The organism is Sphingomonas oligoaromativorans (assembly GCF_011762195.1).
Classification (GTDB): domain Bacteria; phylum Pseudomonadota; class Alphaproteobacteria; order Sphingomonadales; family Sphingomonadaceae; genus Solisphingomonas; species Solisphingomonas oligoaromativorans.
Map to the genome: position 1 here is coordinate 378,100 of NZ_JAASQK010000001.1, position 12,444 is coordinate 390,543.

At 70.0% G+C, this 12,444-nt stretch carries 11 protein-coding genes; 3 read left to right on the top strand and 8 right to left on the bottom strand.

Annotated features, from left to right (window positions below):
- The first annotated feature begins 68 nt into the window (after positions 1–68).
- Both FHS98_RS01975 and FHS98_RS01980 read left to right on the top strand, forming a co-directional pair.
- Positions 69–1,121, top strand: coding sequence for a DUF2336 domain-containing protein (locus FHS98_RS01975; RefSeq protein WP_167098999.1), 1,053 nt, complete (start codon positions 69–71; stop codon positions 1,119–1,121).
- Complete coding sequence (locus tag FHS98_RS01980) at positions 1,115–2,497, top strand: sensor histidine kinase (protein ID WP_167099002.1); 1,383 nt, start codon at positions 1,115–1,117, stop codon at positions 2,495–2,497. The genes FHS98_RS01975 and FHS98_RS01980 overlap by 7 nt, the downstream gene beginning before the upstream one ends.
- 77 nt (positions 2,498–2,574) lie before the next feature.
- Here FHS98_RS01980 and FHS98_RS01985 read toward each other — a convergent pair whose 3' ends face one another.
- Both FHS98_RS01985 and gltX read right to left on the bottom strand, forming a co-directional pair.
- Positions 2,575–3,861 carry a citrate synthase gene (locus FHS98_RS01985; protein ID WP_167099005.1) on the bottom strand — a complete coding sequence of 429 codons (1,287 nt, stop codon included), beginning with the start codon at positions 3,859–3,861 and terminating at the stop codon, positions 2,575–2,577.
- 61 nt (positions 3,862–3,922) lie between these two features.
- The gene (gene gltX, locus FHS98_RS01990; protein WP_425057325.1) at positions 3,923–5,386 is read right to left on the bottom strand and encodes a glutamate--tRNA ligase; all 1,464 of its coding nucleotides are present in this window, start codon (positions 5,384–5,386) and stop codon (positions 3,923–3,925) included.
- A gap of 192 nt (positions 5,387–5,578) precedes the next feature.
- Between gltX and FHS98_RS01995 the strand changes: the two genes are divergently transcribed.
- Positions 5,579–7,612 (top strand): ComEC/Rec2 family competence protein, encoded by a 2,034-nt coding sequence (locus tag FHS98_RS01995; protein WP_341786010.1) that lies wholly within the window; start codon positions 5,579–5,581, stop codon positions 7,610–7,612.
- A 9-nt stretch (positions 7,613–7,621) separates the two neighbouring features.
- Here FHS98_RS01995 and lexA read toward each other — a convergent pair whose 3' ends face one another.
- The 6 genes from lexA to FHS98_RS02025 all read right to left on the bottom strand — a co-directional run bounded on the left by lexA (position 7,622) and on the right by FHS98_RS02025 (position 12,412).
- Positions 7,622–8,287, bottom strand: coding sequence for a transcriptional repressor LexA (lexA, locus tag FHS98_RS02000; protein ID WP_167099011.1), 666 nt, complete (start codon positions 8,285–8,287; stop codon positions 7,622–7,624).
- 85 nt (positions 8,288–8,372) lie between these two features.
- Positions 8,373–9,560 (bottom strand): molybdopterin-binding protein, encoded by a 1,188-nt coding sequence (locus FHS98_RS02005; RefSeq protein ID WP_167099014.1) that lies wholly within the window; start codon positions 9,558–9,560, stop codon positions 8,373–8,375.
- Positions 9,557–10,033 (bottom strand): cyclic pyranopterin monophosphate synthase MoaC, encoded by a 477-nt coding sequence (gene moaC / locus FHS98_RS02010; protein ID WP_167099017.1) that lies wholly within the window; start codon positions 10,031–10,033, stop codon positions 9,557–9,559. The genes FHS98_RS02005 and moaC overlap by 4 nt, the downstream gene beginning before the upstream one ends.
- Positions 10,030–10,821, bottom strand: coding sequence for an indole-3-glycerol phosphate synthase TrpC (gene trpC / locus FHS98_RS02015; RefSeq protein WP_167099021.1), 792 nt, complete (start codon positions 10,819–10,821; stop codon positions 10,030–10,032). The genes moaC and trpC overlap by 4 nt, the downstream gene beginning before the upstream one ends.
- Complete coding sequence (trpD, locus tag FHS98_RS02020) at positions 10,821–11,816, bottom strand: anthranilate phosphoribosyltransferase (RefSeq protein WP_167099024.1); 996 nt, start codon at positions 11,814–11,816, stop codon at positions 10,821–10,823. The genes trpC and trpD overlap by 1 nt, the downstream gene beginning before the upstream one ends.
- Complete coding sequence (locus FHS98_RS02025) at positions 11,813–12,412, bottom strand: anthranilate synthase component II (protein WP_167099027.1); 600 nt, start codon at positions 12,410–12,412, stop codon at positions 11,813–11,815. The genes trpD and FHS98_RS02025 overlap by 4 nt, the downstream gene beginning before the upstream one ends.
- Positions 12,413–12,444 lie beyond the last annotated feature (32 nt).

The following is a 12,444-nucleotide window of genomic DNA, read 5'->3' on the forward strand; positions in this document are numbered from 1 at the left end:
GCGGCGATCCCGATCCGGTTGCTTAGGCGGATTTTAACGACGTGGGGCTAAGCGCTGCTATCATGTTCGTGACGCAGACAGGTTCGACCATGCCCACCGTGGCGCTTCTTGCCGCTGCGCATGAGGCGGAGGCGCTGCTCGGCGATCGCGTCGCGGCGGCCGGGGTCGAGCTGTCCCGCCCGCCTTCCTTCGGCATCGACGACGAGACGCGCGCGCGATCCGGTCTGCTGATCCGCGCTGCCATCTATACGGCAGAACTGGCGCTGCGAGCGGCCGAGCCCGCGCTCGACACCGGGACGCCCGGCCTGCTGGCGGATCGCTTCGTCTCGGCTGGGTTGCTCGCCCGATCGGGACTTGCCGCGGCGGCCTTGCTGCGGGCCGAGGAGCATCGGCTGGCGGCGGCGCTGGTGCGCGGCGCGAGCGAGGCCGAAGGCCCCGGCGCCCACCGGCTCGATCCCATCGGCGGCGAGTTCGCCAGCGAGAGTTTCGCCGTCCGCGCGGCCGAAGCCGCCCGTACCGAGCGCACCGGCGATCCGCTGCTGCCGCTCCACGATCTCTCCGCCGAGGATCGCCATGCGCTCTTCTGGCAAGTGGCCGCCTGCCTCGCCGACCGCGTGCTGGCCGAGGGGGAGAGCGAGGACGCGCTCCACCGCACCGCGGCCGCTGCCGTGGCGCGCGCGCTTGCCGCGATCGACGAGGGCGAGGGCATCGCGCCCGCCGCCATGCGTCTGGCCCACAGTCTCTTCACCGCCGGGGAACTGGACGATAGCCTGCTCGCCGGTACTCTGGCGGCGGGGCGCGTGGCGAGCCTCGCGGCGCTGCTCGCCGTCAGGGCCGGTATCGGCTTCGACGACGCCCGCGCGATGCTCACCGATCCGGCGCGTTTCGCCGTGCTGCTGCGCGCCTGCGACGTCGAGCGCGGGATCGCGGCGGCGATGATCCTCGCGCTGGCGCTCGGCCTCGATCGCGGCTTCGGCGTGGACCCGGCGGAGACGGCGGCAACGCTGGTCGAGGCCTATATCGATCTGCCGGTGGATGCCGCGCGGGCGGCGGTGCGGCGCACCCGGCTCGATCTCCATTATCGCGATGCGCTCGCGGCGCTGGCGGGACGGCGATGCTGACGCCCGATGACAGCCCGGTCCGCGGCCGCGTCGATGTCGACGGGCGGCTGATCGCGGCGGACGCGGCGCTGGCCGATCTGCACGCGCGCGCCGGCGGCGGAGAGGGCGGCCCGCTCGCGGTGCCGCAGCTCGCCTCGCTGGCCCGGCTGGTGCGGCGGCTGGGCATTCCGGTCGCGCGCTCCGTACTGGCGGCGGATGGCGAGGAGGATCTCGACCTCTGGGTTCGTGCGGTCCCCGAAGGCGACGAGGTGTCCTTCACCATCGCGAGCTGGACGCGGCGGCTGGCGGCCGCGCCCTTGCCCTCCGCCCGGCCATCCGCGCGCGATGCCGATTTCCTCCGCGCCGATGCCGACTGGTCTTGGGACAGCGACGCGGCGCTGCGCCTGATCGCGCTTTCCTCCGAGGGGATGGCGGCGCTGGTGGCCGATGGCGCCGGGCCGGCGCTGGGCGATCCGCTGACACGGCTGTTCGTGCTCGACGAGGCGCCGTCCGGCGGCCTGCCGCTGCTCGACGCGCTGGCGCAGCGCCGCCCCTTCGACGAGCAATATGTCACGCTGCGCGGCACCGACCGGCGCTTCCGGCTGGCCGGCGTTCCCGTGCTCGATGCGGCGGGTGAAGTGACGGGCTTTCGCGGCGGCGGTTTCGCGCTCAATGGCCAAGCCGTGCCCGAGCCGCGCCCCGCCAGGCCGGCCGAACCGCAGGGGGAGGGCGGCAGTGCCTTCGCGCGCCGGATCGAGACGGCGCTGCGGACGCCGTTGCACCGCATCGTCGCAGTCGCCGAGCAGATCCGCGAGCAGGACGAAGGCCCGGTCCGCGCCGATTACAACGCCTATGCCGGCGATATCGCTCATGCGGGGCGCCACCTGCTCGGCCTGATCGACGATCTCGCCGATCTGGAGGCGGTGGAGGGCGCAGACCTCGAGGTCGAAAGCGAGGCGCTCGACATGGCGGACCTCGCCCGCCGCGCGGCGGGGCTGCTCTCGGTGCGCGCGGACGACAAGGATATGCGGATCGAGCAACCCGATCTGGCCGAGGCGCTCGGTGCGATCGGTGATTTCAAGCGCTCGCTCCAGGTGCTGCTCAACCTGATCGGCAACGCGGTGCGCTTCGGGCCGGCGGGCTCGACGGTGCGCGTGTCGGTGGAGAAGCGCGGCGACGTCGCGGCGGCGATCGTCATCGATCAGGGCGACGGCATCGCCCCGGAAAACCGCGAGCGCGTCTTCGAGAAGTTCGAGCGGCTGGGCACCCGAGAGCCGGGTGCCGGCCTCGGGCTCTACATCTCGCGCCGGCTGGCCCGTGCGATGGGCGGCGACATCACCATCGAGGATGGGAGCGAGCACGGCGGGCGCTTCGTCTTCACGCTCCCCGCCGCCTGACGCGGCCCTCCTCCCAGGGCAAAAGAAAAGGGCGGCCGCATCGCGACCGCCCCTTCCTGTTCGAGGACTAGGGTCGATCAGCGCTGGCTGACAGGCACATAGTCGCGCTGCGTCGGGCCGTTATAGAGCTGACGCGGGCGGCCGATCTTCTGGGCCGGATCGGTAATCATCTCGTTCCACTGCGCCACCCAGCCCACGGTGCGGGCGAGCGCGAAGAGAACGGTGAACATCGTCGTCGGGAAGCCGATCGCCGACAGGATGATGCCCGAATAGAAGTCCACGTTCGGGTAGAGCTTCTTGTCGATGAAGTACGGATCGTTGAGCGCGATATGCTCAAGCTCATGCGCGACGTCGAAGATCGGATCGCTGACGCCGAGCTTCGCCAGCACGTCCTTCGCGGTCTTCTGCATCACGGTCGCGCGCGGATCGTAGTTCTTGTACACGCGATGGCCGAAGCCCATCAGGCGGAACGGATCGTCCTTGTTCTTCGCGCGCGCGATATATTCGGGGATGCGATCCGGCGTGCCGATCTCGCGGAGCATGTTGAGCGCCGCTTCGTTGGCGCCGCCATGCGCCGGCCCCCACAGGCAGGCGATGCCGGCCGCGATGCACGCGAACGGATTGGCGCCCGACGAACCGGCGAGACGCACGGTCGAGGTCGACGCGTTCTGCTCGTGATCGGCGTGGAGGATGAATATCTTGTCCATCGCCGATTCGATGACCGGATCGACCTCATATTCCTCCGCCGGGACCGAATAGGTCATGCGCAGGAAGTTGCCGGTGTAGCTCAGATCGTTCTTCGGATAGACGAACGGCTGGCCGACCGAATATTTGTACGCCATCGCGGCGATCGTCGGCATCTTGGCGATCAGGCGGTGGCTGGCGATCTCGCGCTGCACCGGATCGTTGATGTCGGTCGAGTCATGATAGAAGGCCGACAGCGCGCCGACCACGCCGCACATCACCGCCATCGGGTGCGCATCGCGACGGAAGCCGCGGAAGAAGGTCGAGAGCTGCTCATGCACCATGGTGTGGCGCGTGATGGTGTTGTTGAAGGTCTTCAGCTCGCCGGCCGACGGCAGCTCGCCCTTCAGCAGCAGATAGGCGACCTCCATGAAGCTCGACTGCTCGGCGAGCTGGCCGATCGGGTAGCCGCGGTGGAGCAGCACGCCCTTGTCGCCATCGATATAGGTGAGGCCCGACTGGCAACTCGCCGTCGAGGTGAAGCCGGGATCGTAGGTGAACACATCCGTGTCTGCATAAAGCTTGCGGATATCGATCACGTCCGGGCCCACCGTGCCCGACATGAGCTTGTAATCGAAGCTCTTGTCGCCGAGCGCCAGCTTGGCGGTGCCGTCAGCCATTTCTTCTTCCTCCAATATGGTCACCACGGAGGCCCGGGACCGGGCTTGTGGCGCCGTCAGATCAAGCTGCCGTTACCTGGTCGGCGAGGCGCGCAAGGCTTTCCTCCCGCCCAAGCAGCAACAGCACGTCGAAGATGCCCGGCGACGTCGTTCGGCCGGTGAGCGCCGCGCGAAGCGGCTGGGCCACCTTGCCGAGACCGACGCCGGCCTCTTCGGACACACCGCGAACCGCCGATTCGAGCGCTTCGGCCGACCACTCCATGGGCTCCAGCGCGCGTGCCGTAGCGGCAAGCAGAGACGCGCCTTCACCCGAAAGAAGGGCTTGGGCACGGTCATCAATATCTAGGGGGCGAGTGCGAAAAAGAAAAGTCGCACCCTCGGCCAATTCCATCAAATCCTTGGCACGAACCTTCAAGACGGCCATGCTGCGACGCAAAAGATCGCGATCTTTTTCAGCGAGTTCGCGGCCGACTCGGCTTTCCACCATCGGCGCGACCAGTTCGGTGAGCCGTTCGTCCGACGCGGCGCGGATATAATGGCCGTTGAGGTTTTCGAGCTTCTTCTGATCGGTGCGCGCGGGTGAACGGCCGATGCCGGCGACATCGAAAATCTCGATCGCGCGGGCTCGGTCGATGATCTCCTCGTCGCCATGGCCCCAGCCGAGCCGCAGGAGATAGTTCGAAAGCGTTTCCGGCAGGATGCCCATCTCGTCGCGATAGGCCTCGACGCCGAGCGCGCCGTGCCGCTTGGAGAGCTTCGCCCCGTCCGGCCCGTGGATCAGCGGCACATGGCCATAGACCGGCACCGGCCAGCCCATCGCACGGATGATGCCGAGCTGGCGGAAGGCGTTGTTGAGATGATCGTCGCCGCGGATGACGTGGGTGACGCCCATGTCGTGATCGTCCACCACCACGGCGAGCATGTAGGTCGGCGTGCCGTCCGAGCGGAGCAGGACCATGTCGTCCAGCTCGGAATTGCGCACCGTCACCTGGCCCTGGACGAGATCGTCGATGGTCGTCTCGCCCTCGGTCTCGGCCTTCAGACGGATGACGAAGGGCGCGCCCTCCGGCGCCTCCCTGGGATCGCGGTTGCGCCAGCGGCCGTCATAGCGGAGCGGAAGCTTGTTGGCGCGCTGCTGGGCGCGCATCTCCTCCAGCTCCTCGGCGGTGGCGAAGCACTTGTACGCATGGCCGCGCTCCAGCAGGTCGAAGGCGACCTCGGCATGGCGGCTGGCGCGGGCGAACTGGTATATCTCGTCGCCGTCCCAATCGAGGCCGAGCCACTTCATGCCGTCGAGGATCGCGTCGATCGCGCCCTGCGTCGAGCGCGCGCGATCGGTATCCTCGATGCGCAGCAGGAACTTGCCGCCGGTATGCCTGGCCCAGAGCCAGTTGAAGAGCGCGGTGCGCGCGCCGCCGATGTGGAGATAGCCCGTCGGCGAGGGTGCGAAACGGGTGACGACCTGGCCGGGCGAGCCCGCCGATGCCGATGGAGTACCGTTGATGTCGTCGTTGCTTGCGCCCACGCGCACTTTCTCCAAGCTGGCCCCATGGGGGATATTGCGGGCGGCCCTAGCATAGCGTTTCGGGGGCGACAAACGCGCTTTATATCAGGTGCTTACCGCGCCTGTTCGGCCCTGTCCGCGCGACTCGAAGCCTGGCTGGAGGCGGAACGCGAGCAATTGCCGCTCTGGTTGCCGGTCGGGCTGGTCGCGGGGGTGGCCGCTTGGTTCTGGTTGCCGTCGCCACGGGCATGGTCGGGCTTCCTGCTGGCGATGGCGGCGGTGGCGCTCGCGGGCTTGGCTTTCGGGCGTGGCGGACGGGCCGGGCGGGCGCTCGCGATCTTCGCGCTGGCGGCGGCGTTCGGTTGCGGGCTGGTGTGGGGCAAGGCCGCGTGGAGTGGCGGCGGAGAAAGGCTGGCCCGCCCCGAGGTCGTCCGCTTCGCGGGGGCGATCGAGCGGGTCGAGCCGTTGCCGGCGCGCGAGGCGGTGCGGCTGCTGCTCCGTCCGGCGGCCGGCGCGGGATTGCCGGCGCGGGTGCGGGTGACGATCCCGGAGGACAAGGCGCCGGCGGGGCTGCTGCCCGGCGCGGAAGTGGCGTTGCGCGCGCGGCTGGTGCCGCCGCCCTCGGCCGCCGTGCCGGGCGCCTATGACTATGCGGCGGTCGCGTGGTTCCAGGGCATCGGCGCGACCGGGCGGGCGCTGGAGCCGGTGCGGCTGATCGCGCCCGCGCCGTCCGGCGGACCCGCGCAATGGCTGGCGGATGCGCGCATCCTGCTCACGCGGCATATCCTGACGCAGCTTCCCGGCGGGCGCGGCGGCGTGGCGGCGGCGCTCATCACCGGCGACATGGGGGCCGTCACGGAGGCTGACAATCAGGCCTTCCGCAATTCCGGGCTCGCCCATCTCCTGTCGGTGAGCGGCCTGCACCTGACGGCCGCCGTGGGCGCGACGATGCTGATCGTGCTGCGCCTCCTGTCGCTGAGCCCCTGGCTGGCGCTACGCGCGCCGCTGCTGCTGATCTCCGCGGGCATCGGCGCGGCGACCGGCATCGCCTACACGCTGCTGACGGGCGCCGAGGTGCCGACCGTGCGCTCGCTGATCGCGGCGCTCGTGGTGCTGGGCGGCATGGCGCTCGGCCGCGAGGCGATGACGTTGCGTCTGGTGGCGGCGGGGGCATTGCTCTGCGTGCTGATCTGGCCGGACGCGGCGGCGGGGCCGAGCTTCCAGCTCAGCTTCGCCGCGATCCTGTCGATCGTGGCCTTCCATGAGCTGGGCTGGACGCGGCGCACCTTCGAGGCGCGGGAGGAGAGCGTCCTGCGTGCCCGGACCCGCGAGCTTGTCGCGCTGTTGCTGACCGGGCTCGTGGTGGAAGCCGGGCTCGCGCCGATCGCCATCTTCCACTTCCACCGCGCGGGCCTCTATGGGGCGGCCGCCAATATCGTCGCTATCCCCCTCACCACTTTCGTCATCATGCCGGCGGAGGCGCTGGCGCTGCTGTTCGATCTTGTCGGTTTGGGGGCGCCCTTATGGTGGCTCACGGGCAAGGCGCTCGGCGTGCTGCTGGGGATCGCGCATCATGTCGGCGGCCTGCCCGGCGCGGTGACCTTCGTGCCGACCATGTCGCGCGCGGCCTTCGCGCTGACCATGGCGGGGGGATTGTGGCTCGCCCTATGGCGGACAAGAGTGCGGCTCTTCGGCCTGATCGCCATGGCCGCAGGGCTGGCGATGACGCTCGGCGCATCGCCGCCGGATATCTTCATCACCGGCGATGGCCGCCATCTCGCGGTTCGCGGAGAGGATGGCCATATCGCGCTCCTTCGAGAACGGACGGGCGATTATGTCCGCAACACCCTGTCCGAACTCTCCGGCCGCGATGGGGACGAGGCGGTGACGCTCGATCAATGGCCGGGTGCGCGCTGCAACCTGGATGCCTGCGCGGCGACGTTGATCCGGGATGGCCGGCCCTGGCATCTGCTTGCCACGCGCAGCGCCTACCGGATCGATCGGGCGATGATGGAGCCCGCCTGCGCCGCCGCCGACATCGTCGCGAGCGACCGCCGCCTGCCGGGCTGGTGTCGCCCCCGCTGGCTCAAGGCCGATCGCGACCTTCTCGAACGGACCGGCGGCATCGCGATCCACCTGCGGCGATCGACCATCGACAGCGTTGTGGGCCTGGAGGGGGACCATCCCTGGGCCATGATCGCCAGACCGGACCCGCCAGCCTCGGCCTGGCGCAAGGAGGGTGATTGAGCCGGTCGTTCAGTAGCGGCGGAGAAGCCCCGCGAGGCGCCCCTGCACGCGCACCTGATCGGCCTTGTAACGCTGCGGCGAATAGATGTGGTTGGCGGGATCGAGCCGGACCATCTGCCCCTCGCGCCGGAAATATTTGAGCGTCGCTTCCGCATCGTCGATCAGCGCCACGATGATCTCGCCGTCCCGCGCCGTTTCGGTGCGGCGGATGAGCGCATAGTCGCCGTCGAGGATGCCGGCCTCGATCATCGAATCGCCGGAGACCTCCAGCGCATAATGCTCGCCTGGCCCCAGCAGCGCGGCGGGGACGGAGAGGCTCGACTGACCCTCCATCGCCTCGATCGGCATACCGGCCGCGATGCGACCGTGGAGCGGCAGCTCGATGACGCTGTCATTGGCCGCGACCGGCACCTTCGGCGCGGGGGAGGGCTGGGCCGAAGACGGTGGCGGCGCGATCGTGCGCTCGGGCATCCGCACCACCTCCAGCGCGCGGGCGCGGTTGGGCAGGCGGCGGATGAAGCTGCGCTCCTCCAGCGCGCGGATCAGCCGGTGTACGCCCGACTTCGACTTCAGATCGAGCGCATCCTTCATCTCCTCGAACGACGGCGAGACGCCGGTCTCGTTCAGTCGATCATGGATGAAGCAGAGAAGCTCATGTTGCTTGCGCGTCAGCATCTGCGGTCCCCGAGCAAAACGGCCCCGTAAAAGGAACGGATGGCGAACGTGTAGGCAACTTCGAGGAACCTGTCAACGGCCTCGTTCAGTCCAGAATGAGCATTTCCACGGAGTCGCCGGCACGCGCGGCCGGGGCATGAGCCGGGCGGACGATCAGCCCGTCCGCGGCGGCCAGCGCGACCATCGCGGCGGAGTCCTGCCCGTCGGGGGCATAGGCGCGGCCATCCTCGATGCGGGCGCGCAGATAGTCCTGTCGCGGGCCGTTGGCCGGCAGATCGACGCCGAGCGGCAGCAGGCGGGAGGGGGGCAGCGGGTCGCTGGCGCCGCCGAGCCGGGCGATCAGCGGCAGGAGGAACAGGCGCGCGGTGACATAGCTCGACACCGGGTTGCCCGGCAGGCCGAGGATGATCGCGCCGCCGAGCGTGCCCGCCAGCAGCGGCTTGCCCGGTCGCATCGCGACGCGCCAGAAATCGAGCGTGGCGCCGGCCCTTTCCAGTGCCGGGCGGACGAGATCGCGGTCACCGACCGACACGCCGCCGGTGGTGACGATGACATCCGCCTCCGAGGCGGCCGCGCGGAAGGCTTCGCTGATCGCGTCGAGATCGTCGCGGACAATGCCCCGGTCGAGCACTTCGGCGGGCCGGCCGGCGAGGAGCGTGGCCAGCATCGCCGCATTGGAGGCGGGGAGCTGCGCGCCCGATAGCGGAGCGCCGGGCGGCACCAGTTCGTCGCCGGTGGAGATCAGCGCGATCCGCGCGCGCCGCCGGACGGGAAGCGTCCCGTGGCCACCGATCGCGGCGAGGCCGACATGGCGGGCGGTGATGGCGGCGCCCGTGGGGACGAGGATCGTGCCCGCCGCGAAATCCACCGCGCGCGGGCGGACATTGCCGCCTTCCTTGCGGGGGCCTTCGCCGGCCATGCGCAGTTGATCGCCCTCGCGCGTCGCCTCTTCCTGCACGAGCACGCTGTCGGCGCCCTCTGGCATCGGCGCGCCGGTGAAGATGCGGATGGCCTCATGGGAGGAGAGGGGACGGTCGAAGCCCGCCCCCGCCGCGCTTTCGCCGACGATCGTCCAGGGGCCGGGCCGCTCGGCATAGCGGATGGCATAGCCGTCCATCGCCGAAAGATCGAAGCCCGGCTGATCGCGCAGCGCCGCGATGTCGCGGGCGGCCCAGCGGCCGACGGCCTCCGCGAGCGGAGCCTGCTCTTCCGGCAGCGGCTCCGCGAGCGCGAGCAGCCGCGCCTGCGCGTCGGCCACCGGCAGCAGGCTCACGGCTCGGCCCGCCAGTCGCCAGAGCGGCCGCCCGACTTGGCGAGGAGGCGCACGCCGCCGATCGTCATGCCGCGATCGAGCGCCTTCGCCATGTCGTAAATGGTGAGGAGCGCCACGGAAACGGCCGTCATCGCCTCCATCTCGACGCCGGTGCCGTGGGTGGTGCGGACGGTCGCGGTGGCGGTGGCTTGCGCCTCGCCCACCGTGAGGTCGAGCGTCACGCCGGAGATCGGCAGCGGGTGACAGAGCGGGATGAGATCGGCGGTGCGCTTGGCGGCCGTGATGCCGGCGATGCGCGCGACGGCGAGGACATCGCCTTTCTTCACCGCACCTTCGCGGATGGCCTGCGCGGCCCCTTCTGACATGGCGATATGGCCGGTGGCGGTCGCCTCGCGCAGGGTGACGGGCTTGGCCGAGACATCGACCATGCGCGCCGCGCCATCGGCGTCGAGGTGGGTGAGGCCCCCGGTCATGCGCCGGCGAGCAGCTTCCGGGTGGCCGCGGCGACGTCCGCCTGCCGCATCAGCGTCTCGCCGACGAGGAAGCGGTGGACGCCCGCCGCCGCCAGCCGATCGAGATCCGCCTTGGTGGCGAGGCCGCTCTCCGCGACGATCTGGGTGCCTTCGGGCATCCGCTTCGCCAGCGCCTCGGTGCGGCCGAGATCGACGGTGAAATCACGCAAATCGCGGTTGTTGACGCCGATCAGGCGGGATTTCAGGCGCAAAGCGCGCTCCAGCTCGGCCTCGTCATGGACTTCGATCAGCGAGTCCATGCCATGTTCGATCGCGGCGGCCTCGATCTCGGCCATCTGGGTGTCGTCGAGCGCCGCGACGATGATGAGGATCGCGTCCGCCCCGATGGCGCGGGCCTCGGCCACCTGCCAGGGATCGACCATGAAGTCCTTGCGGATCGCGGGCAGCGAACAGGCCTCGCGCGCGGCGATCAGGAAGGCCTCGTCGCCCTGGAACCAGGGCTTGTCGGTCAGCACCGAGAGGCAGGCCGCGCCGCCGGCCTCATAGGCGCGGGCATGGGCGGGGGGATCGAAATCCTCGCGGATCAGCCCCTTGGAGGGGCTCGCCTTCTTGATCTCGGCGATGAGGGCGTGGCCGGTCTTCGCCTTCTCGGTGAGCGCCGCCGCGAAGCCGCGCGGGGCGGGGAGGGCGCGGGCTCGCGCTTCCATGTCGGCGAGCGAGACGGCCGCCTTGCGCCGGGCGACCTCCTCGCGGGTGGCTTCGAGGATACGGTCGAGAATGGTGCTCATCAATATGCGATCCAGCGTTGCAGCAGGCGGTCGGCCGCGCCGCTGTCGAGGGCTTCGGCGGCGATGGCGGCGCCTTCCATCCAGTCGGACGCCTTGTCCGCGACGATCAGCGCGGCGGCGGCGTTGAGCAGCACCGCATCGCGATACGGCCCGCGTTCCCCCCGGAGCAGCGCCAGCAGCGCGGCTGCGTTGTAGGCAGCGTCGCCGCCGCGCACCGCCGTCAGCGGATGCGGAGCGACGCCGACATGCGCGGGGAAGACATGTTCCTCGCGATCGCCACAGGCGCCGATGCGGACCACCCGGCTGCCGCCCGCGATGGAAAGTTCGTCCAGGCCCTCGTCGCCCGCGACGATCATCGCGCTCTCGGTGCCGAGCAGCGTCATGGCCTGCGCGACGGTGGGGAGATAATCGGTCCGCGCGACGCCGACGAGCTGGCGCGGCGTGCGTGCCGGATTGCAGAGCGGGCCGATCAGATTGAAGATCGTCCGCCGCCCGATCGCCTTGCGCACCGCCGCGAGGCGGCCCAGCGCCGGATGGTGCTTCTGCGCGAAGAGGAAGGCGAGGCCGAGTTCGGCCAGCGTCTCTTCCGCCGTGGCGGAGGCGCGGTCCAGATCGAGGCCCAGCGCCTCCAGCGTGTCGGCGGCGCCCGCCTTGGAGGAGGCGGCGCGGTTGCCATGTTTGGCGACGGGCACGCCGGTGGCGGCGACAACGATCGACACGGCGGTGGAGATGTTGAGGCTGTGCGCTCCGTCGCCGCCCGTGCCGCACACGTCGATGGCGCTTGTCGGCGCCTTCACCTCGATCATCCGCTCCCGCAGCGCGCGGGCGGCGGCGGCGATCTCGATCGAGGTTTCGTCGCGGAGCGTCAGGCCGGTCAGGAAGCCGGCGATTTCCGCATCCGATACGCGGCCGTCGAGGATGTCGGCGAAGGCGGCTTCCGCCGTCTCGAACTCCAGAGGGCTCGACGGATCGGGGAGCAGCGCCAGCGTGCTCATACCGCCAGGCGCTCGCTGACCGACATGCCCGCCAGCCGCATGAAGTTGGCGAGCATCGCATGGCCATGTTCGGTGGCGATGCTTTCCGGGTGGAACTGCACGCCGTGGATGGGGAGCGTCTTGTGGCGGAAGCCCATGATCGTGCCGTCCTCGCTGCGGGCGTTGACCACCAGATCGGCAGGCAGATCACCCTCCTCGACGATCAGCGAGTGATAGCGCGTCGCGGTGAAGGGGGAAGGCAGACCTTCGAAGATGCCGGTGCCGTCATGCGTGACGAGGCTGGTCTTGCCGTGCATGAGCTGGCGGGCGCGTGACACGGTGCCGCCGAACTGTTGCCCGATCGCCTGATGGCCGAGGCAGACGCCGAGCAGCGGCTTGCCCTCTCTGGCGCAGGCTTCCACCAGCTCCAGGCTGATCCCCGCCTCGTTGGGCGTGCAGGGGCCGGGCGAGATGAGGAAGGCTTCCGCCTTGCTCGACATGGCCTGGCCGACGCCGATCTGGTCGTTGCGCACCACCTCGACGGCGGCCCCCAGCTCCTGGAAATAGTGGACGAGGTTCCAGGTGAAGCTGTCGTAATTGTCGATGACGAGGATCATGATACCCGCGACTTAGCGCAGGGGAGGATTAG